This window comes from Idiomarina aquatica (assembly GCF_003987185.1).
Classification (GTDB): Bacteria; Pseudomonadota; Gammaproteobacteria; order Enterobacterales; family Alteromonadaceae; genus Idiomarina; species Idiomarina aquatica.
This window is the reverse complement of record NZ_PIPS01000006.1, coordinates 49,968-71,412: the sequence shown is the minus strand read 5'-3', so window position 1 is coordinate 71,412 and position 21,445 is coordinate 49,968. Positions and strand designations below refer to the sequence as shown.

At 52.5% G+C, this 21,445-nt stretch carries 14 protein-coding genes; 4 read left to right on the top strand and 10 right to left on the bottom strand.

The features are described 5' to 3' along the window. The first annotated feature begins 38 nt into the window (after positions 1 to 38). Positions 39 to 1,145 (top strand): HD-GYP domain-containing protein, encoded by a 1,107-nt coding sequence (locus CWE23_RS13430; RefSeq protein WP_105306992.1) that lies wholly within the window; start codon positions 39 to 41, stop codon positions 1,143 to 1,145. Here CWE23_RS13430 and parC read toward each other — a convergent pair. The 4 genes from parC to CWE23_RS13410 all read right to left on the bottom strand — a co-directional run bounded on the left by parC (position 1,142) and on the right by CWE23_RS13410 (position 6,540). Continuing rightward, positions 1,142 to 3,418: a DNA topoisomerase IV subunit A gene (gene parC / locus CWE23_RS13425; RefSeq protein ID WP_126820515.1), complete on the bottom strand. Its 2,277-nt coding sequence runs from the start codon at positions 3,416 to 3,418 to the stop codon at positions 1,142 to 1,144. The genes CWE23_RS13430 and parC overlap by 4 nt on opposite strands. Before the next feature lie 12 nt (positions 3,419 to 3,430). Next, positions 3,431 to 5,323, bottom strand: coding sequence for a DNA topoisomerase IV subunit B (gene parE / locus CWE23_RS13420; protein ID WP_105306994.1), 1,893 nt, complete (start codon positions 5,321 to 5,323; stop codon positions 3,431 to 3,433). 140 nt (positions 5,324 to 5,463) lie between these two features. Beyond that, positions 5,464 to 5,919 carry a DUF1249 domain-containing protein gene (locus tag CWE23_RS13415; protein ID WP_126820514.1) on the bottom strand — a complete coding sequence of 152 codons (456 nt, stop codon included), beginning with the start codon at positions 5,917 to 5,919 and terminating at the stop codon, positions 5,464 to 5,466. A 3-nt stretch (positions 5,920 to 5,922) separates the two neighbouring features. Next, a complete protein-coding gene (locus CWE23_RS13410) occupies positions 5,923 to 6,540 on the bottom strand; it encodes an NUDIX domain-containing protein (protein ID WP_126820513.1) in 618 nt (205 codons plus the stop codon). Between the two features lie 216 nt (positions 6,541 to 6,756). On the opposite strand from CWE23_RS13410, the gene tolC reads away from it, so the two are divergent. Further along, the gene (gene tolC, locus CWE23_RS13405) at positions 6,757 to 8,148 is read left to right on the top strand and encodes an outer membrane channel protein TolC (protein ID WP_126820512.1); all 1,392 of its coding nucleotides are present in this window, start codon (positions 6,757 to 6,759) and stop codon (positions 8,146 to 8,148) included. Between the two features lie 110 nt (positions 8,149 to 8,258). Further along, positions 8,259 to 9,185, top strand: a complete 927-nt coding sequence (gene lpxL, locus CWE23_RS13400; protein ID WP_105306998.1) for an LpxL/LpxP family Kdo(2)-lipid IV(A) lauroyl/palmitoleoyl acyltransferase — start codon at positions 8,259 to 8,261, stop codon at positions 9,183 to 9,185. Here the strand turns inward: lpxL and glnE are convergent. Both glnE and CWE23_RS13390 read right to left on the bottom strand, forming a co-directional pair. Then, positions 9,182 to 12,016, bottom strand: a complete 2,835-nt coding sequence (gene glnE, locus CWE23_RS13395; protein WP_126820511.1) for a bifunctional [glutamate--ammonia ligase]-adenylyl-L-tyrosine phosphorylase/[glutamate--ammonia-ligase] adenylyltransferase — start codon at positions 12,014 to 12,016, stop codon at positions 9,182 to 9,184. The genes lpxL and glnE overlap by 4 nt on opposite strands. 7 nt (positions 12,017 to 12,023) lie before the next feature. Next, on the bottom strand, positions 12,024 to 13,535 hold the full coding sequence (locus tag CWE23_RS13390; RefSeq protein ID WP_105307000.1) for a CYTH domain-containing protein: 1,512 nt from the start codon (positions 13,533 to 13,535) through the stop codon (positions 12,024 to 12,026). A 227-nt stretch (positions 13,536 to 13,762) separates the two neighbouring features. On the opposite strand from CWE23_RS13390, the gene putA reads away from it, so the two are divergent. Next, the gene (gene putA / locus CWE23_RS13385; RefSeq protein ID WP_126820510.1) at positions 13,763 to 16,930 is read left to right on the top strand and encodes a bifunctional proline dehydrogenase/L-glutamate gamma-semialdehyde dehydrogenase PutA; all 3,168 of its coding nucleotides are present in this window, start codon (positions 13,763 to 13,765) and stop codon (positions 16,928 to 16,930) included. A 47-nt stretch (positions 16,931 to 16,977) separates the two neighbouring features. On the opposite strand, the gene CWE23_RS13380 is transcribed toward putA, so the two are convergent. From CWE23_RS13380 to CWE23_RS13365, 4 genes are all read right to left on the bottom strand, one after another. Further along, a complete protein-coding gene (locus CWE23_RS13380; RefSeq protein WP_105307002.1) occupies positions 16,978 to 17,403 on the bottom strand; it encodes a hypothetical protein in 426 nt (141 codons plus the stop codon). Next, positions 17,384 to 19,168, bottom strand: coding sequence for an acyl-CoA dehydrogenase C-terminal domain-containing protein (locus CWE23_RS13375; RefSeq protein ID WP_126820509.1), 1,785 nt, complete (start codon positions 19,166 to 19,168; stop codon positions 17,384 to 17,386). The genes CWE23_RS13380 and CWE23_RS13375 overlap by 20 nt, the downstream gene beginning before the upstream one ends. Positions 19,169 to 19,256: 88 nt before the next feature. Beyond that, a complete protein-coding gene (locus tag CWE23_RS13370) occupies positions 19,257 to 19,979 on the bottom strand; it encodes a general secretion pathway protein GspB (RefSeq protein ID WP_126820508.1) in 723 nt (240 codons plus the stop codon). 3 nt (positions 19,980 to 19,982) lie between these two features. Continuing rightward, positions 19,983 to 21,431, bottom strand: a complete 1,449-nt coding sequence (locus CWE23_RS13365; protein ID WP_126820507.1) for an ExeA family protein — start codon at positions 21,429 to 21,431, stop codon at positions 19,983 to 19,985. Positions 21,432 to 21,445: the final 14 nt, after the last annotated feature.

Sequence of the window (21,445 nt, the reverse complement as noted above, 5' to 3'; positions counted from 1 at the left end):
AGTAAACGTCCGATCAGTGACGACAGGAACAAACTACGATGACGATTTTTGAACGACCGATGATAGAGCCTGAAGTATATCAGGAGTTGCTCGATGAAATCCGCGAGTTACATCAACAAGCGGAAAACAGCTTGATTGCTCTTGAGCATGACGCAAATAATGAACAACATCAACACAGTGTCTATCGAGCGATTCATACCATCAAGGGTGACTTAGGCATTATCGGGCTAAGCCCGATGGTTCCGCTTATTGGCGCTATCGAAGATCTGCTCGATCTGATCCGACGGGGGCAGATGACCTACAATTCCGTATTCAGCGACATTGTGTTGAGTTTAATTGATCAAGTTACCCAATTCGTTGAGCAATGCCAGCACCAGGCCAGTATGGATATCCCACAGCAACGTTATCAACGCATCATTGATCTATCGGCCGATATTGTTGCCAGCCCGGATTCCCGACGGCCCCCGCTATTAAGCCGCTTACTGGCACTACTGTCGCCTGAACTGGTGCTGGATGCCGACATCCAGCCCGAGCACCATTATCGGCCACCTCATACGGAAGATGATTGGGATTATGATCTGCGCTTTTTCCGGCGGCTGATGGCTGAGGTCGAAAAACGCTCAAGTTACTGGCATGACCGTGCCGATCGCCAATTGAAAATTGCACTGATGATCAACCGTTATGCCGGTAGTCCGGTCGATGAGCGGCAGCTAACAGCGGCCTGTTACGTGCACGACTTTGGCATGGGGTTTATGCCGTTGAAGCTGTTACATCAGACCGCAACGCTAACCAGCGAACAGCACAAAACCATTCAGAACCACGTCTATCTGTCGGCAAAATTGCTGGAGAATCTCGACTACTGGAAGAGTGCTAAGCTGATGGTGTTGCAGCATCATGAACAAGCCGATGGTAACGGTTATCCACTGGGGCTGAAAGATGCCGAAATCAGCGACGGCGCAAAAATACTGGCACTGGTGGATACCTTCGATGCCATGACCCACGAGCGGGCACATCAGCATCACCTGAAACGCCCCATCAGCCGCGCCGTTGCCGAAATCAACCGGTTGGCCGGCACCCAGTTAAGTCCTTACTGGGTGACGGTATTTAACGAAGCGATGAACAATTTAGTCAAGAGTTGGCGCTAAGTGCCAGCCTCTTCCCTGTCGCTAGCCTCGGCGTTTTGCGGCAACTCGACCGTGACGCCGTCCACGCGTTGTAAGCCACGCGGTAATTTGTTACCGCGACGACCACGCTCACCACGGTAATGATCCAGATCCGCCGGTTTCAGTGTTAATTTACGCTTGCCGGCTTGTAGCGTGAGCGTAGCCCCCGCAGGGATCGTGGCCAGCGCCACCACGTACTCTTCTCTCGACTGAGCACGCAATGCCGGAATGCTCAGGATCTTGTTACCCTTACCCTTGCTCAACTGAGGTAAATCCGCTACCGGGAATACCAACATGCGTCCTTCATTGGAAATCGCCACCACGCTTTCACTGCTGACGTCATTCACCGCAACCGGATTCAGTACCTTGGCACCGGTCGGCAACGTCAGTATCGCTTTACCGTTTTTATTGCGGCTGACCAGGTCTTTAAACTGACAGACAAAGCCATAGCCGGCATCCGAGGCCAATAGATAATACTGTTGTTCTTTGCCCATGATGACCTGTTCGATCGACTCACCGGCGACAATGTTAAAGCGCCCGGTAAGTGGCTCGCCCTGCGATCGGGCTGACGGCAGCAGGTGCGCCTCACAGGAGTAACTGCGCCCTGACGAGTCGAAAAATACCACCGGCTGATTGCTCTTACCTTCTGCCGCGGCCAAGAAACTGTCACCGGATTTATAACTCAGTTTAGCGCCATCAATATCGTGCCCTTTGGCACTGCGTACCCAGCCTTTTTTCGATAACACCACGGTTACCGCTTCGGCCGGCGTCAGCTCGCGCTCGCTCAGCGCTTTTGCTTCCTTACGTTCCACCAGGGGTGAGCGTCGTTCGTCCCCATAGGTTTCCGCGTCAGCCAATAACTCCTTCTTGATCAACGTCTTCATACGACGTTCGGAGCCGAGTAATTTTTCCAGTTGTTGGCGCTCTTTTTCCAACTCGCTCTGCTCGCCCTTGAGCTTCATTTCTTCCAGCTTCGCCAAATGCCGTAATTTCAGCTCCAGAATGGCTTCCGCCTGCTTGTCACTCAGCCCAAAGCGCTTAATCAATTCCTCTTTCGGCTTATCCTCATAGCGGATAATTTCGATCACTTCATCAATGTTCAAGTAAGCGATCAACAAGCCTTCCAACAGGTGTAAACGCGCCAGCACTTTGTCCAGCCGGAACTGCAAGCGACGGGTTACGGTCTGCAACCGGAATTGCAACCACTCACTCAAAATACCCACCAGCGGCTTCACTTTCGGACGTCCGTCAAGCCCCAGGATATTCAGGTTAACGCGGTATTGCTTTTCTAAATCAGTGGTAGCGAATAAATGCGCCATCAGCTGTTCGGTATCGACCCGATTAGAACGCGGCACAACCACCAGTCGGGTCGGATTTTCATGGTCCGACTCGTCACGTAAATCCGACACCAGCGGCAATTTCTTGGCTTGCATCTGCGCCGCAATTTGTTCAAGAATTTTCGCCCCGGACGCTTGATGCGGTAACGCCGTAATCACGATTTCGCCGTCTTCGAGTGCGTATTTGGCACGCATTTTTATGGCGCCACGGCCGCTTTCATAGATCTTCTTAATGTCTTCCGCGGGCGTGATGATCTCGGCGTCGGTCGGGTAATCCGGCCCCTTCAGGTGCGCCATTATCTCATCAAGAGACGCGTTTGGTTTATCCAGCAACAGCGCACAGGCATTGGCCGCTTCGCGAGCATTGTGTGGCGGAATATCGGTGGCCATCCCCACGGCAATACCGGTAACGCCGTTCAGCAGTATGTGCGGTAACCGCGACGGCAGCACCTTCGGTTCTTTCATGGTGCCGTCAAAATTAGGAATCCAGTCCGCCGTACCCTGACCCAATTCGCTCAATAGCACTTCACTGAATTTGGACAGTTTGGCTTCGGTGTAACGCATCGCCGCAAACGACTTAGGATCATCCGGCGAGCCCCAGTTCCCCTGTCCGTCAACCAGCGGGTAGCGGTAGGAAAACGGTTGCGCCATCAGCACCATCGCTTCGTAGCAGGCACTGTCACCGTGAGGGTGGAACTTACCCAGCACATCACCGACGGTACGCGCCGATTTTTTGTATTTTGCCAGTGCCGATAACCCAAGTTCCGACATCGCATAAACGATACGTCGCTGCACCGGTTTCAAACCATCGCCAATATGCGGCAAAGCGCGATCCATGATGACGTACATGGAGTAGTTAAGGTAAGCCTCTTCGGTAAAACGGCTTAACGGTGTCTGTTCACTTACTTCCATCGACATGAGTGGTCTCCGTTATAGCTCAGCCAGATCGGCCATGTTGCCTTTGCTTTCCAGCCAGGCACGACGATCCGCGGCACGTTTCTTGGCCAACAGCATATCCATCAGTTCTTCCATTTGTTCCGCATCTTCTATCGTCAGTTGCACTAATCGACGGGTATTTGGATCCATGGTGGTTTCACGTAACGTCAGCGGATTCATTTCGCCCAACCCTTTAAAGCGTTGCACGTTCACTTTACCTTTGCGTTTTTCCGCGTCGATACGTTCTAAAATGCCGCGTTTTTCATCCTCGTCCAACGCATAAAACACGTCTTTTCCTACATCGATACGATACAACGGCGGCATCGCCACAAAAATGTGGCCGTGCTCAACCAATGGCCGGAAATGTTTCACAAACAAGGCACAAAGCAAGGTTGCGATGTGCAAGCCGTCCGAGTCGGCATCGGCAAGGATACAAATTTTGTGATAGCGCAACTTGTCCAGATCAACGGAGTTTGGATCAACCCCGACGGCAACGGAGATATCGTGGATTTCCTGTGAGGCAAGGATCTGATCCGGTTCAACCTCCCAGGTGTTCAAGATTTTTCCACGCAATGGCATCACCGCCTGAAAGTCACGATCGCGAGCCTGTTTTGCCGACCCTCCGGCGGAGTCACCCTCGACCAGAAACAGCTCGCTACGAGATGGTTCCTGTGAGCTACAGTCAGTTAGCTTACCCGGCAAGGCCGGACCAGAAGTGACTTTTTTCCGCACCACCTTCTTACTGGCCCGCAATCGCCGCTGCGCATTGCTAATACACAATTCTGCCAACGCTTCGGCCTGTTCCGTGTGTTCGTTCAGCCACAGACTGAACGCATCTTTAACGACTCCGGAAATAAAGCTGGCCGATTGACGTGACGACAATCGTTCTTTGGTCTGACCGGCAAACTGCGGGTCCTGCATTTTCGTGGAGAGAATGTAACAACAACGATCCCAAACGTCTTCAGGGGTCAGTTTAACGCCCCGCGGCAGAAGGTTACGGAACTCACAGAATTCCCGCATGGCTTCGAGCAAGCCTTGTCGCAGACCGTTAACATGAGTCCCTCCCAGCGCGGTTGGAATCAGGTTAACGTAGCTTTCACTGACGCCCTCGCCGCCTTCAGGTAACCAGGTAACCGCCCAGTCAACGCCTTCTGTCTGCCCGGAAAAACTGCCGTTAAAAGGTTCTTCCGGCAACGTCGGCAAATCACTGACCGCTTCCACCAGATAATCCGTCAAACCATCCTGATAAAACCAACTGTCCTCGCTACCCTCCAGCTTGTTTTTAAACTGGATGGTCAGGCCGGGACACAGTACCGCTTTGGCGCGCAGCAAATGGCGCAGTTTGGTGACGGAAAACTTGGCCGAATCAAAGTATTTCGGATCCGGCCAAAAATGCACCCGGGTTCCGGTATTGCGCTTACCACAGCTGCCGGTGACTTCGAGCTCGCTGACTTTATCACCATTCTCATAGGCCATCTCGTAGACATTACCGTCACGCCGGATGGTCAGCTCAACCCGCGTTGACAGGGCGTTAACAACTGAAATACCAACACCGTGCAGCCCCCCCGAAAACTGGTAGTTTTTATTCGAAAACTTACCACCGGCATGCAGTTTGCTCATGATCAATTCGACCCCGGGGACTTTCTCCTCAGGGTGAATATCAACCGGCATGCCGCGCCCGTCATCAATCACTTCCAACGACTGATCCTGGTGTAAAATGACGGTAACGGTTTTAGCGTGACCGGCCAGCGCTTCATCAACGCTGTTATCGATGACTTCCTGGCCTAAATGATTGGGGCGGGATGTATCAGTATACATCCCCGGACGGCGCTGAACGGGTTCTAGGCCATTGAGCACCTCAATTGAATCGGACTTATAATCTGTCATGAGTTTTCGTCGTTATCGCTTAGCGCTTGTAGTTATGGGAGTCGACGTAATCCAACCGACTGATGTTTCGCTGTTGTCTTTGTTGTGTAACATGTCGTCAGTGACGACGTTAATAACAACAATGTACCGCTAAGCTACGCTTATTTGAAGCCGTGCGGAAGAAATTTGTCGGCAACACCCGGTTTTACCTGTCCTTGTTCCCGGCATAACCACAGCCAGTCCGCCAAAAATTGATTGACCTGGTGCTTTTCGTCACGGTGACGCATGGCCGGATTGGGTTGCTGGTAATGCACGGCCAGTCGCCGCACGCCCTGACTGGCCATGACTTCGGCCATACGCACGTCGTGATAAAGGCGCACTTCGAGCTTCGCGCGTAGATAGTCGGCTGCCCAATGCCCGGGTTGCTGGGTAATTTCGATATCCGTGGTGTAACGTGATTCTGACGTGATACGCAGATCAAAACTCAGGTAATTACCCGTTACTATGGTGGTGATCGCCGACGTTTCCGGCAACAGGTTGACCAACCCGGCGTAATTACGCTCATGCAATCGATGCAAAGCGGCAACATCGACCTGATACTGCTGTTGATGCGACACGGGTTACTCCTGAGTCTTAAATAAGCGTGATTTATTAAGCTGTATCCATTGTAACCCAATGACACTGGCGGCGTTGTTAAATTTTCCCTGAGCCAACATCTGCACTGCATCTGCAAAACCGATGGTCGATACCCGAATGTCTTCGTGTTCTTCGGCCAATCCACCGAATTCTGCGGCCTGGTTGGCGTCCACTTCGGCAATATAAATACTGATGCGTTCGTTGGTGCCGCCGGGGCTTGAGTAATACGTTAATGCCTCGTGCAGCCGTTTCGCCGTCAAGCCCGCTTCTTCCATCAACTCGCGCTCGGCGACTTCCTGAGCGGACTCGTCGCCATCAAACATGCCGGCTACAAACTCAAATAACCAAGGCCCCTGCTCGTTGTTCATGGCGCCTACCCGAAACTGCTCCAATACCACCAGCTCATCGGTCACCGGATCGTATGGCAATACCACCACGGCGTCACCACGATCCATCAACTCACGGTCAATTTCTTCACTCCAGCCACCCGCAAACAACCGGTGTCGCAAGCGATACTTATAGATCGATAAAAAGCCTTCATATTGCGGCTGGATATCCGTAATCTTCACATCGTGTTGGGTAAATTTAGGCTCCACAGTCATCCTTATTGTCTTAATTCTCGTTCAATTCATCGATTAACATACATTCTGTTACACTTAGGCGTGATCTGAAACCATCTTTAGCTTAAAGTTAGAACAAACTCAGGTTAAACTAGTATTCATTCAACGCTGTATGTAAACTATTCGGCCATTGGTGGCGACTACTGTTAAAGTAACATCATCAATCGCTCACATTTAAGCTACGGGACATTACGAACGATGAAAAAGCATTTACTGTCCGCAACTGTTGGTTTAGCGCTTTCCGCAGTTACTTTTACGTCAAGCGCTGACGATTTGGCTCAAATTTATCAGCTGGCTGTACAAAATGACCCAGCGCTATTGCGCGCTGCCGCCGAGCGCGATGCCGCGCAGAAGCAGGTCGACATTGCTGAATCGGCATTTTGGCCGCAGCTAACCGGTCAAGCGGGTTATACCGAAAGTACCCGGGAATCCTATAATTTTGATGACAGCTCACAAAGCTACTATCTTGCCGATTCAAACACTGATGGTTGGGATGCCAGCATTACCCTCAATCAAAGTATCTTTGACTGGAGTACCTGGAAACAAGCGGATATCGCAGAAAAACAAGCCTATCAGGCGGAAGTAGCTTATCGCGATGCAGCTCAGAGCTTAATGTTACGGGTTGTTAATGCCTATTTTGGCGCGCTTCAGGCACAGGACGATCTAGCCTTTGCAGAAGCTGAAAAACGCGCGATTGAACGTCAGTTAGAGCAAACTAAACAGCGTTTTTCAGTCGGCTTGACCGCCATCACCGATGTCCATGAAGCTCAAGCTCAGTACGACAGTGCGGTTGCCGCTGAAATTCAGGCACAAAATGCGGTTGATATTGCCTTCGAAAACATCCGTGAAATAACCGGTCAATACCCTAACCAACTTGCTGGTTTGCAAACTCAGTCATTTGACCCCAGCAAACCGACACCGGAAGATGTGCGTCAGTGGGTTACGAAAGCCGAAAACAACAACCTCAGCTTGATGCAGAGTATGGTTGCCGTTGATATCGCCGAACAGCGCATCAAAGTTGAGCAGTCAGGTCACTATCCAACGGTCGGGCTACAAGCGTCTTATTCTACCGGCGACTCAGAGACAGAAGCTGAGATACCCGGGTTTGGTACACGAACGTCAAACCCGCCAAGACTCGACAATAAATCGATTGGCATTAGTGTTAACGTCCCTATTTTCTCAGGCTACCGCACCACCGCGCTGACCGAGCAGGCGCGTGACAACTATGTGGCCACGAGCCAGACCATGGTGGAAACTCGTCGTACCGTCGAGCGTGAAACCCGTAATGCCTTCTATGATGTCACCGCATCGCTGTCGAGCATTCGAGCCTTCGAACAAGCGGTTACTTCCGCAGAGAGTGCTTTAAAGGCAACCGAAGCCGGCTTTGAAGTCGGAACTCGTACCATTGTTGACGTGTTGAACAGCACCCGTAACTTGTTTAACGCCCGCCGTAACTTGGCCGAAGCGCGCTATGGTTATATTCGTCAGCGGCTGGCACTGGAGCAAGCGGTTGGCGATCTGACACCGGAAGACCTACAAGGTATTAACGCAGCCCTGTCAGAGCAGGCTGACGGCACCGCTGCCGACTAAGTCAACGCGGTCAGACAGCGACAAAGGCATCGTGGAGGTCGGTTCACGGTGCCTTTTGTTTTTGTGCTACTATGCGCAAAAATTCGTTCGGTAAATAAAAGACCATCACAGTGATCGAGAAACCCAAGTTTAAACTGTATTTTCTGCACCCCAAATTTTGGCTTACCTGGCTTGGTGTCCTGTTTTTGTACCTGGTATCGTGGCTGCCCTATCGACTGCAGCTGTGGCTGGGCAAAGGTCTGGGGCGATTGTTTAAAAAGGCGATGCCGCGCAGGGTTAATATCGCCCGTCGTAATCTGCAATTGTGCTTTCCTGATTACAGCGACGAACAAATCGAGCAACTGGTGACCAAAAACCTGGAAAATACCGGCATTGCCTATTTTGAAATCGGTATCGCCTGGTGGTGGCCCGATTGGCGTATCAAGCGCAAGTTGCATGTGCATGGTAAAGAAAACCTGGAGCAGGCTCAGGCTGGTGGCAAAGGCGTGCTGATGCTGCTGTTTCACTTCTTGAGCCTGGAAGTTCATGCCCGTCTGCACGGTTTTGTAAAGCCGGCGGTTGGACTTTATCGTCCACATAACAACGCGGTTATGGAGTTTTTACAAACCCGTGGTCGTGGTCGCTCAAACAAGTACATGATCCAACGACGCGATGTAAAAGGGATGCTTAAAGCCATCAGCAATGGTGAAATTGCCGGCTACCTGCCGGATCAGGATTATGGCCGCCGCCGCGTCGAGTTTGTGCCATTTTTTAATGTTCCGGACGCATCCACAACCACAGGCACTACGCTGTTTGCCCAACACAAAAATTGTAACGTGCTGGTCAGCCGTTGCGTTCGTCGCGAAGATGGCAGCGGTTACGACGTTTACTACGAACCGATGCTGCGGGACTTCCCAAGCGGTGATGATAAAGCCGATGCGGCGCGAATCAACACGTTAGTCGAGCAGGCCATTGAGCAAGCACCGGATCAATACCTTTGGGTTCACCGGCGCTTTAAAACCAGACCCACGGAGGATATGCCGAGCTACTATAACTAGTCAGGCTCGGCAAACACACGGTTCCAACAGTCAATAACGGCGTCACGTTCGCTACTTAAATCGTGCGTCACTAATGCCTGTTCGCCCTGCAAAGCCAGGGCATGACTCTCACAGCGCAGTATTTGGTAAGCATTAATCAGGTTCTGCGCGTCCAGCTCACTGATAATATGCCGTTGTTGCGCCGCCGTCAGCACGCGGATGTTGTCGCTGTAACGACACAACGACGGATGCTCATGCGAGTACGCCAACACCAGGTATTGAGTAATAAACTCAATATCAGCAATACCACCGGCGTCCTGTTTTATATCAAAGGCCTGAGTCGTATCTGAGCGGCTTAGGTGCTGACGCATTTTGGCCCGCATCTCAAGAATGTCTTGCTTTAACTGAGCCTTATCCCGTTGCCGTGCCAGCATCGAGCGGCGAATGTCTTCCAGTTGGCTGCATAAGTGCTCGCTGCCATACACACAACGTGCTCGCACCAAGGCCTGCATCTCCCAGGTCCAGGCGTCCTCGCGCAAGTAACGCACAAAAGAATCAACCTGAGTGACCAGTAGCCCGGCCTGCCCTGAGGGTCGCAAGCGCAAATCCACATCATAGAGGATGCCGGCCACGGTGCGGGTCGTGAACAGATGCAGAATACGCTGTGCCAAGCGCAGATAAAACTGCTGCACCTCGATCGGCTTGGCACCGTCGGTTTGCTCGCTGTAGTCCGCATCGCAGACGAACACCAGATCCAGATCGGAGCCATAGCCCAGTTCCAACCCACCCAGTTTGCCATAGGCCAGAACCGCAAACCCGGTATCGCTGGCTGAGCGACCCGGCGGCGTTCCATGTTTTTGTGCCAACTGCTGCCACGCCATCACGACCACTTCGGCAATCACAGCCTGGGCCAGATAACTTAAATGATCACTGACTTTCATTAATTCCAGTGCACCGCTGATATCTGCCGCAGCGATTTTCAACTGTAATGCTTGTTTAGCCTGTCTCAACGCGTCCATCTGCCGTTCCAGATCCTGTTCCGGAATACGCATCAGGTATTCCCGCAGCAGCGCAGGGTACTCTTCCAAATCGGCCAGTTGATACAATTGTTGCGGATCGATGAGTTCATCCAGCAACACCGGGTGTAAAGCCAGTTGTTCTGACACCCATGGGCTCGCCGCGCAAAGCTTACACAACTGCTCACGTGCGCCCGGATTTTCCGTCAACAACTCGATATAAGCAGTGCGGCTCATGATGGCGCGGATAACCGATAGCACGCGCTCCAGCAACTGCACCGGATGCTGCTGTTGCAAGATCTGTCGTAACAATACTGGCATCAGTCGCGTCAATGCCGCGCGCCCGCGCGGCCCCGAACTGCGTTTGCGCGTTTCCTGCCGAAAGGTCTTAATTTGCTGCCACAGTTCGGCAGCATCCACTTCGGTTTCCTGTTGCAAAATTTCAACCGCAGCGTCATCTTCCAGCATGTCCTGCCACAACACCTGCAGCCCATGCTCCTCTTCATCATCCTCTGACTGCGAGCCGATGACCTGGCGAAACTCCTGGTGGATACGCTGCATAACGTCATCGACACGTTGCTGTAACTGTTGCCACTCGGCATCGCCCATCATGTAACAGAGCTGCTGACGCAACCGCTCATCTTCAGGTAACTGTTGGGTTTGTTCGTCGTTAAGCTGTTGCAGACGATGTTCGAGTTCGCGCAGGTACTCGTAATCCTGCATCAATTGGTTGACGGTCGCTGACGCCATAAGTCCGAGTCGCTCGATTTGTGAAAACGCCTGATAGAGCGATTGTGTTTGCAGCGCTTTTTCCTGGCCACCACGAATCAATTGATGCACCTGCGCAATAAATTCAACCTCCCGAATACCGCCGGCACCGAGTTTTATATTGTTCTTTACGCCCTGACGCCGAGTTTCCTGGGTGATCAATAACTTCATCTTGCGCAGCGCTTCAATGGCACTGAAGTCAATATAGCGACGATAAACAAACGGCCGGATCAGCGACTGAAATAACTGGTTGTAATCCTCGTTCTGATTAATCACCCGCGCTTTGACCATGGCGTAACGTTCCCAGTCCCGCCCCTGCTCCTGATAGTAATGCTCAAGTGCGTTATAACTGGTCACTAACGGACCGGAGCTGCCAAACGGACGCAGCCGCATATCCACTCGAAACACCTGCCCGTCAGCGGTCGACTCATCCAACGCCGCGATCAAGGCCTGTGCCAGCCGGGTAAAATAAACATTATGCTCAAGTGAGCGGCGCCCGCCGCTGGTTTCCCCCTGCTCCGGATAAAAAAAGATCAGATCGATATCGGACGAAAAGTTAAGTTCGCGACCGCCGAGTTTGCCCATCCCCAACACCACCAACGACTGCTCGTCGCCGCTAGCGGTATAGGCGCTCCCGTAACGGGCTTTAAAATCCGTTTGCAACCATTGCAGAGCTTGCTGTATACAGGCATCAGCGATGGCACTGTAATGCGCCAGCGACGTTGACAGCGATACGTCACCGCGCAGTTCACGCCACAGCAGGATCGCCATTTGTGTGTGCCGGAAGCAGCGTAACTGCCGTTTTAACTGTTGTTCAGTGCTGCATTGCTGCAAGGCTTGTTGCAAGCGGTTCGCATAGTCCTGCTCGGCACAGGGCTGCGCCATACCGCTCAACAGCTTATCGCCATAACGTTCCAGTACTCGTGCGAAAAAATCACTGCTGGCGACCAGATTCCGACATTCGTCGTTTTCCTTTGCGGCGGGGTGGAGCTCTACGATGTGCTCCCAGATCCCGGCAGACTGCTGCAGTAACGATTTTGGCGGTAGTGTACTTAAATGATTCTGCATAACGTCCTTACAACTGCCAGTATGGCTCCCGTTTCAACGCGGCTTTACGTGAATACTCCAACGCCGTTAACAAGGATTCACGCTGCATACGCTGCCAATCAATCAGCTTTTCGTCATTGAAATCATCACTGTTTTTTACCGTTTCGTGCAAAATATGCAACGCGGTAATTTCACGGATACCCCGCGCCAAATCCTGCCACGGGGCGCGGAAACTGTCCCGGAGATTGGCGTCGAACAGTTGCCCAAAACAAATACCGAGCATCAGACTGTGCTGTAACTTTGGCAACAGCTTCAGGTAGCGTTCTTCACTCATGTCCTCCACCTGCTCAAACTCCTGTTGCACGTCGCGCCAGTCATCTCGTAACAGTGCCGTCGCCCATTGTTCACAGGGTTGTTGCATGTCGTCGGTTTGCTGACGTTCAATCATTAACCGTGATAAATCCAGCAACAGCAATTGGTAGTCCGACGAGCGCACCAGCTCCAGTAATTGAGTTAACTGAACCACCTGCTGCTGGCTATCCTGTAACGCTTCATAAAGACTGTTGTAGCGCTTCAGCGCACGATGGTAAGCGCCGTCTTCGGCGGTCAATTCAGCCAGTCCTTCAAATCGCTTCAGCCAACCGAAATGGGACAACATGGTGCTGATGCGATCGACCAACCCGGTACATTCGATGCCTTGGTTTGCCAGCAACTCCAGTACTGATTTGCATAAGTAAATGCCGTCAGCCATTCCCTGTGCCGCACGCACGTTGGCATGCCGTTCGAGACAGGATTCATTATGCTGCCAATGTTTTAAGCCATATTCCAACGCCCGGTAAAGCGCTTCGCCGAGACTGTGTTCGGCTTTGGTGCTGACAAAGTGGGTTTGTACAAAAGGTTCAAGCACGCTGCGGCCCGCCAACAGATAACCGCGCGCGGCTTTGCTGAGTGACCCCATGCGCGCGTTGAGCTGCTCTACCAACTGCTGGCCCAGGCGATAAACATCATTGATGTCGCCACCTTGCAACTCCAATTCAATTTCGGCAATGCGCTCAGAGGACTCCTGCGCCAGCACCTGACCCAGATCCAGCACCATTTCGATGACCCCATCACCGCTTTTCAGCAACCAGCGATGGCGTTTAAAATCGGTCACAAACAATTGCTGCAGATCGCGTTGGACGTCATAAACCGGAAAATCGTCGGGCCAAATGTCTTCATCAAATAACGTCAGATCCGGCACCATATCCGCTATCGGAACATTGTATTCCGGGCGTTCATGCATCCCGCCGAGTACTCTTCCCGCCAGCTTGATGGTTTGTTCAAGTTGATCTCCTGAGCGTCTGATACGTAATCCCATATCGAACTGGCGTAAACGCAAGTCGCTCGTGTCGAAGTAGGCATTTTCGAGTTCAAGCTGCTGATAGTCAGCCGCAGTAGCAAAGGTTTCAGCCAGCTGCTGACAAACCGTCAGCGCATTGTCCCGCTGACTGGGTTCGATGACCAGTTTTAGCTCGAGCTCTTGCGACGTATTTTGCGACATACAATTATGGATTCCAGTGCTGTAAGGTGTGCTGCTAAAGGTATCGGCTTGCGCAGTCCGGGTCAACATAAAGCACGTTGACACTGGCTTGACAGCCCTCGTGAAAAGTTGCACCGTGGGCGAGCAAAAAGAACTCTTTACCGGGGCAAAAAGTCATTTATACTTGCGCCCGATTCCCAGCGTTGGGGAAGCACGCCGAGCTTCGGCCTGGCTTTACAGGAGATGCTATGTTTAAAGCGAGTGAGGTGCTATCCAAACAGCATCAGGCGGAGGACCTAAGGTCCTTACAGCAGGCAATCACCGACAACTATATTGTCGATGAAGACGCGTATATGCGTGAACTCTTGCCGCTGGTTCCTGCTGATGACGAAACGATTAGCGCAGTAACCGAACGCGCAGCTAAATTAGTTGAGCAAGTCAGAGAGAACGCAGCCAACGGCGTTGTTGATGCGTTTTTGCAAGAATACAGTCTGGACACCAAGGAAGGCATTATTCTGATGTGTCTAGCGGAAGCGTTACTCCGTATTCCGGACGCTTACACGGCTGACGCCTTGATCCAGGACAAATTATCCGGCGGTGACTGGCAAAAGCACATGGGCCAAAGTGCCTCATGGCTGGTCAATTCCGGTACCTGGGCTTTAGCCCTGACCAACAGTGTGACCAATCCAACGGGTAAAGCCATGGAGACCCCGCGGGGCGCTTTCCGTCGACTGGTACGTAAGTTAGGTAAACCGGTGATTCGCAAAGCCACCTACGCGGCGATGCAGATCATGGGTAAGCAGTTCGTGCTTGGCCGAACCATTGAGGAAGCCCTGAAAGAAAGTCGCGATAACCGCGACAAGGGTTATACCCATGCCTATGACATGCTGGGTGAAGCCGCGCTTACGATGAAGGACGCGGAGTACTATAAGCAACAGTACGTCAACTCCATCAAAACCATCACCAAAGAAGAGTTCAATAACCCGGATGCGCCGCGGCCGACCATTTCGATCAAATTGTCGGCTCTGCACCCTCGCTATGAGGCGGCAAACCACGAGCGGGTTTTGACCGAACTGGCAACCACCTTGACGGAACTGGTTAAATTGGCGAAAGAGGCGGACGTAGGTGTCACCATCGACGCCGAAGAAGCCGACCGCCATGAACTGTCTCTTGAACTGTTCGAAAAAGTCTATCGCAGTGGCGTGTGTAAAGGCTGGCCACGTTTTGGTCTGGTGGTACAGGCCTACTCAAAACGAGCGTTGCCAACGTTATGTTGGATTTCTGCGTTAGCCAAAGAATGCGGTGATGAAATTCCGGTGCGACTGGTTAAAGGTGCTTACTGGGATAACGAGATCAAATGGAGCCAGGAAAATGGCTTAACCGGCTACCCGGTGTTTACGCGCAAATCCCACAGTGACATCTCGTATTTGGCCTGCGCCCGGTACTTGTTAAGTGATGATACCGACGGTGCCATCTACCCGCAGTTTGCCACACATAACGCGCAAACCATCGTCTCGATTCAGCACATGAACGAGGCGGCACAACGACGCATCGAGTTCCAGCGCCTGCATGGTATGGGCGATAACCTTTACGACACCTTGATGGAGCAGGACAGTAAACTGGTCGTGCGCATTTATGCGCCTGTCGGTCCGCACCGCGATCTACTGCCCTACCTGGTTCGCCGCCTGCTGGAAAATGGCGCAAACTCGTCGTTTGTGCACAAATTACTGGATGCAGACACGCCGGTGATGGAGCTGGTTAAACACCCTATGGCTACCGCCTCGGGTTACGAAAAGTTCGCCAACAGCAAAATTCCTCTTCCCACTGAGATTTATGGGGATCGCACAAATTCGTTAGGATTGAATATGAATATTCACTCACAAGCAGATGATTTTATTGCTGCAGTGCAGCAGTACCGTGACAAGCAATGGCAGGGTGGCCCGATCGTTGATGGTAAAACCATTGAAACGGATCACCATGTTAGTATCACCAGCCCACAGGAAACCTCGAAACAAATCGGCAGCATTTACTGGGGTGATAAACAGTTGGCAGACAAGGCGCTGACCAGTGCGAATAAGGCCTACCGCGCCTGGCGTGAGGTTGCGGTCGAAGATCGTGCCAAATGCCTGGAAAAATTTGCCGATCTGATGGAAGCAAACCGCAACGAGCTGATCGCGATTTGCTCGCTAGAGGCCGGTAAAGGTCTGCAGGACGGTATCGACGAAGTGCGTGAAGCCGTTGATTTTTGTCGCTATTACGCCAATCAGGCGCGCAAGCTGATGGGCAATCCGATCAAACTGCCGGGGCCAACGGGTGAAGACAACGAACTGTTTGTTGAAGGCCGCGGAACCTTTATTTGTATCAGTCCGTGGAACTTCCCGCTGGCGATTTTTGTCGGTCAGGTTGCCGCGGCACTGGTTACCGGTAACTCCGTTATCGCTAAGCCCGCCGAGCAAACCGGCCTGATCGCCTACCGCGCGGTACAACTGGCACTGGAAGCTGGCATTCCGGGTAACGTCCTGCACTTTATGCCCGGCAGTGGTGCTGAAGTCGGTAGCTTCCTGACCTCACAGGAAGACATCGGTGGTGTTTGTTTTACCGGTTCAACCTATACCGCGCAAGCCATCAACCGCGCGTTGGCTGCCCGCACCGGTCCTATCGTCCCATTAGTGGCCGAAACCGGTGGTCAAAATGCCATGATGGTGGATTCCACCGCGTTACCTGAGCAAGTTGTCACTGACGTTGTTGCCAGTGCCTTCCAGAGCGCCGGTCAACGTTGTTCGGCATTGCGTGTGTTGTTCGTGCAAGAAGACATCGCCGACCGCGTCATCGATCTGCTGCGCGGCGCCATGGAAGAATTAACCGTTGGTGACCCGCTGTTGCACGAAACCGATGTCGGCCCGGTGATCGATGGTATTGCCAAAACCAACCTGGAACAGCACATTTCCGATATCCAGCAAGCTGGCCGTCTGATTGCTCGTGCACCGATGCCGGACTACACCATGGGTGGAACCTTTGTTGCGCCAACGGCCATCGAAATTGACAGCATCAGCCAACTGGTGAAAGAAAACTTCGGCCCTATCCTGCACGTCATTCGCTACAGCACGGATAACATCGACGAAGTGATCGACAGCATCAACGGCACCGGTTTCGGCTTAACCTTTGGTATTCATAGCCGTAACGAAACCTTTGCGCATGATGTTGCCAGTAAAATCGATGTCGGTAACGTTTACATCAACCGTAACCAGATTGGCGCTGTGGTTGGTGTACAACCGTTCGGTGGCCGTGGCATGTCCGGTACCGGTCCTAAAGCCGGTGGTCCACACTACCTTACGCGCTTTATTACCGAAAAAACACGCACCGACAACATTACTGCCGTTGGTGGTAATGCAACCTTGTTGTCACTGGACGATTAATCGCAATAAAGCCAAAAGCCGGGGCCCCTGCCACGGCTTTTTTGTGCCTAACGGTCACGCCTATCAATCACCGGGATGTCGCTGCCCTGTAATTGCTGTTCGAGCTCCTGATCGTGTATTACAGCGATCTCATAAAGTCGTCCCTGATCGGTAAATTGCAAAGCCGACAAGTCCTCCTCGTAACGCACCAGCTTCGGCGGTTGCGGTAACGAATGGTGCTTAGGCGGCAGAATAAACCGTTTTTCCAGCAATTGATTATCCGCCCAACGTGCTGCCAGCTGTTTCGGTCTGAAGCGAATGATAATGGCCGCAACCAGCGCCATTGTGGTCAGCGCGCCGATGGCAATAATCCACAATGGCACCACCCCACCAATATAGATTGCCATCCAAATGGCCAAAAAAAAGCCGCCCCAACCCTGGGGACGGCGACTGTCTCGATAAAACTCAACGTGGTCAGAATTCGTTGTCGTCATGCAGATATAAACTCTCACTTCCGTCTTTAATGGATGCGACCAGCGCATGTACGCGTGGTAAAATCCGGGCAAAATAAAACTTGGCGGTCTTTATCTTGGCGGCCAGATACGGCTTTTCGGCTTGTCGTTGCTCGGCAACGACTGCCATCCGTAGCCACAGATACGCGTAAGAAACATACCCGACTAAATGCAAATACTCAACGGCAACACTGCTGATGATGTTTTCATCGGTTCCGGCTTTTTGCAGTACCTCGGCGCTGACACCCTGCAATGCATCCATCGCTTGCTGCAATTGTGCGCGTTCCGTATTCCAACGATTATGCTGCGCAATTTCTGCAACAAACCCACTCAGTTCTTCCATGAACGGCTGTAACAGTTGCCCCTGCGACCCACAGACTTTACGTCCAAGCAGATCCAACGCTTGAATGCCGTTGGTGCCTTCGTAAATCTGCGCAATACGGGTATCACGAACTAACTGCTCCTGTCCCCACTCTCGCACATAGCCATGACCGCCAAACACTTGTTGCCCGTGAATGGTCGATTCCAGCCCGGTATCGGTCAGAAACGCTTTTGCAACCGGGGTCAATAGCGCCACCATCGCATCCGCCTTCTCACGAACCTTCGCATCAGAGGCGTATTTGGCTCGATCCAGTTGTTGTCCCACCCAGGTCGAAAATGCCCGGCCACCCTCGGTCAACGCCTTCATGGTCAGTAACATACGACGGACGTCGCCGTGGACTAAGATCGAGTCAGCCTCGGCTGCATCATTACGGGTGGCTTTTGCCCCGCGTCCCTGAATACGGTCTTTGGCGTATTCCAGCGCATTTTGATAAGAGCGTTCGGCAGCACCTAACCCCTGAATGCCAACCCCTAAACGTTCATAGTTCATCATCGTGAACATCGCCGGTAAGCCACGGTGAGGCTCTCCCACCAGCCAACCTTTAGCACCGTCGAAGTTCATTACGCAGGTGGCGGAGGCGTGAATCCCCATTTTGTGCTCGACCGAACCGCAGCTCAGGGCATTACGTTCGCCCAGCGAACCGTCTTCATTGGGAAGAATTTTAGGCACTACAAACAGCGAGATGCCTTTAGTTCCGGCCGGTGCATCCGGTAGCTTCGCCAGCACCAAATGAACGATGTTATCCGCCAGGTCATGCTCGCCACCAGTAATAAAAATCTTGGTGCCGCTGATGGCGTAGCTACCATCATCATTCGGCACGGCTTTTGATTTGATGATGCCCAGATCGGTACCGGCGTGTGGCTCGGTCAGGCACATTGTGCCCGTCCATTCGCCGGCTGCCATTTTCGGCAGGTACTGCTGTTTTAGTTCTTCGCTGGCATGCAAATCCAGTGTCATGATGGCACCGGAGGTAAGCCCCGGATACAGCGAAAACGCGATGTCCGCACTGCAGAGCATTTCCTCATACTGAGCTGACAATGCCTTGGGTAAACCCATACCGCCAAACTCCGGATTGGCAGTGACACCGACCCAGCCACCTTCAGCGAGTTGTTTAAAGTTTTCTTTAAAACCATCAGGCGTCGTTACGTCACCATTATCAAAACGGATGCCCTGCTCGTCGGCCTGACGTGATAACGGAGCGACCAGGTTTTCAGCCACTTTTGCCGCTTCATCAAGGATTGCGGTTGCGGTATCCACGTCCATCATTTCTGCTAACTCGGCTGCTTGCTGCCAGTCAGCGGCTACATTAAAGACATCGTGCAAGACGAAGTCCATATCATCACGTGGAGCTCGGTAATCTGCCATGGGGAAACCTCTTAACTAAACGGTTATTTCAAACAGTTGTTTGATTTATCCGGTTAGATTAAGAAGTTCCCGAGCTAATGTCAATCAGCTATTCTTTAAGCCCGTTCCAGTCACTGAGCGCGTCAATACTGAAAGCCTGTCCATCGCGCGACAGCACCAGCCGTTGCGGTTCAATCTGTTCAATACGCAGCCCGTTAAAACGTTCGCCAACGTAATAGCGTTGTTGATTTAACTCCACCCATCGCTGCTCGGGATCGGATAGGTACATGTGCCCGTCATAGCTGAACGGTGCCACTTGCTGTTTAAAGCTGTCGCTCAGTTCCGCCAACGGCGGCACCACGGAAGAACGGTTATCGTCCTGGTTAGCATTGCCGGCACTACTCTGCTGTACGGCCTGCTCAAACTTCGCTAATAATTCCGGCGATACCTGATTAAGATCCAGAGGCTCGCGTTGGTTGTTTCGTGATTCCGGTTCCGGCCTTACCACAATCGGCTCGGCGTCAACTCGGGGGCTTTCTTCAGGTTGCTGTGCCGGCCAGCTCACTGAGCTCACCTCGTAGCTTTCTCCCAGTTGGTAATCGGATAAGGCGCTATTGGATTGCGACGGCTGCTTGTTATCCTTGTCATCAGCGGCCAGCAGTTGCCAGCCAATAAACGCCAACAGCATAATGATCACGAGGCCTAAGGCGACCAACCACACTGTCGCCCTGCCACCCCGCTCGGGCGCATCAACAAGTGATGGATCCAAATCGCTACCACGGTTTACCAACGGCGATTGTTGTTGTTTCAGCGCTTTTAATAAGGATGACATGAGTTACTCCTGCGCCTCGCTCAATCGCGGCACGTTGGCATAATAACGGGCGCTCAACCACGCCAGTGTGGGGGCATCTAACTGACCGGTTACCGGCAGCCCCTGCTGTCGTTGTAACCGAGTAAACTGTTCGCTTGCGGATAGGTTGGCATCAGCGGCCGGCAAGTGCCGCTTAAGCTCCTGTTGCAGCCACTGCTGTTGCTGTTCTTCATCCATCGCCGCGGCCATAAAAGGATGTCGATACAACAACAAGATGTCGCCGTTCCAGCCCTGTGTGTCAACGGCTTGTTGCTGGCTCACCAAGGTTGCCTCACGCTGTTGTCGAAACAGAACTACCGGATAATCAATCGCACGCAACTCACGCATACTGAGCGGTTGCCGTAAACAAGCAAGCTGATACTGCTTAACCCAGTCACAAAACCTTTGTTGTTGCGGTGGTTGTGGTAACTCCCAGGCGCGGGCAAGTGCTGTTGCTGCCTGATAGTCCGTGTTGCGCGACTCACTCTGTGACTCGGCCGCGGCAGATCCTGCCGATGCCGGCAATTCCTTTTGCCATTGCCAACCGGCTACAGCCAGCAACGCCATGACCACAATGATCAGTAACCACAGCAAAAATGAACGTCCCGATGCGCGCTCTGGCCGAGCCGGCCCTTCCAGCTCTGCCACGGCAGTTTTAATGTGTTTCGGTTGTACCGCGGCAGCGCTATCGGTGTAGGCGGCCAGTAAAGCGCGATCACACACCAGGTTGAGTAGCCTGGGGACGCCCTGAGTCGCCTTATGGGCAGCAATACAAGCGGCATGGCTAAACAATGGCTTTACCGCGCCGGCAATTTGCAAGCGATAAGCGATGTAACGCTCAGTGTCTTTTTCGGTCAGCGGCAGGATGTGATAACGCGCGGTGATGCGTTGCGCAAGCTGTCGTAATTCACGCCGCCTCAGTAAGTCCTGTAACTCCGGCTGCCCGATCAAAATCACCCGCAGTAGTTTTGCCTGGTGCGTTTCCAGATTGGTTAACAGCCGCAACTGCTCGAGCACCTGGGGTTTTAAGTGTTGCGCTTCGTCAATCAGAACAACGCACTGTTCACCCCGTTCATGGGCTGCCAGCAAAAACTGGCTGAGCTTGTCGGTTAAGGTTTTACGCGTGGCACTGCGTTTCTGATAACGGATGCCAAACTCATCGCACAAACTCGCCAGTAATTCGTCTTCGTTGAGCATTGGGTTTAGAATAAACGCGGTATTGGTGGTTTCCGGTAACTGCTCTAACAACGCTCGTGATACAGTGGTTTTGCCGGTTCCCACTTCGCCGGTTAATAAAATAAAGCCGCCGCTGCCATTTAAGCCTTGAGTTAAGTGCGCAAGGGCTTCCTGATGGCGCTCGCTCAGATACAGGTAATGCGGATCCGGTGCGATCGAAAAAGGCGCTTCTTGTAAGCCGAAAAAATTTTGATACATAACCTGGTCGCGTC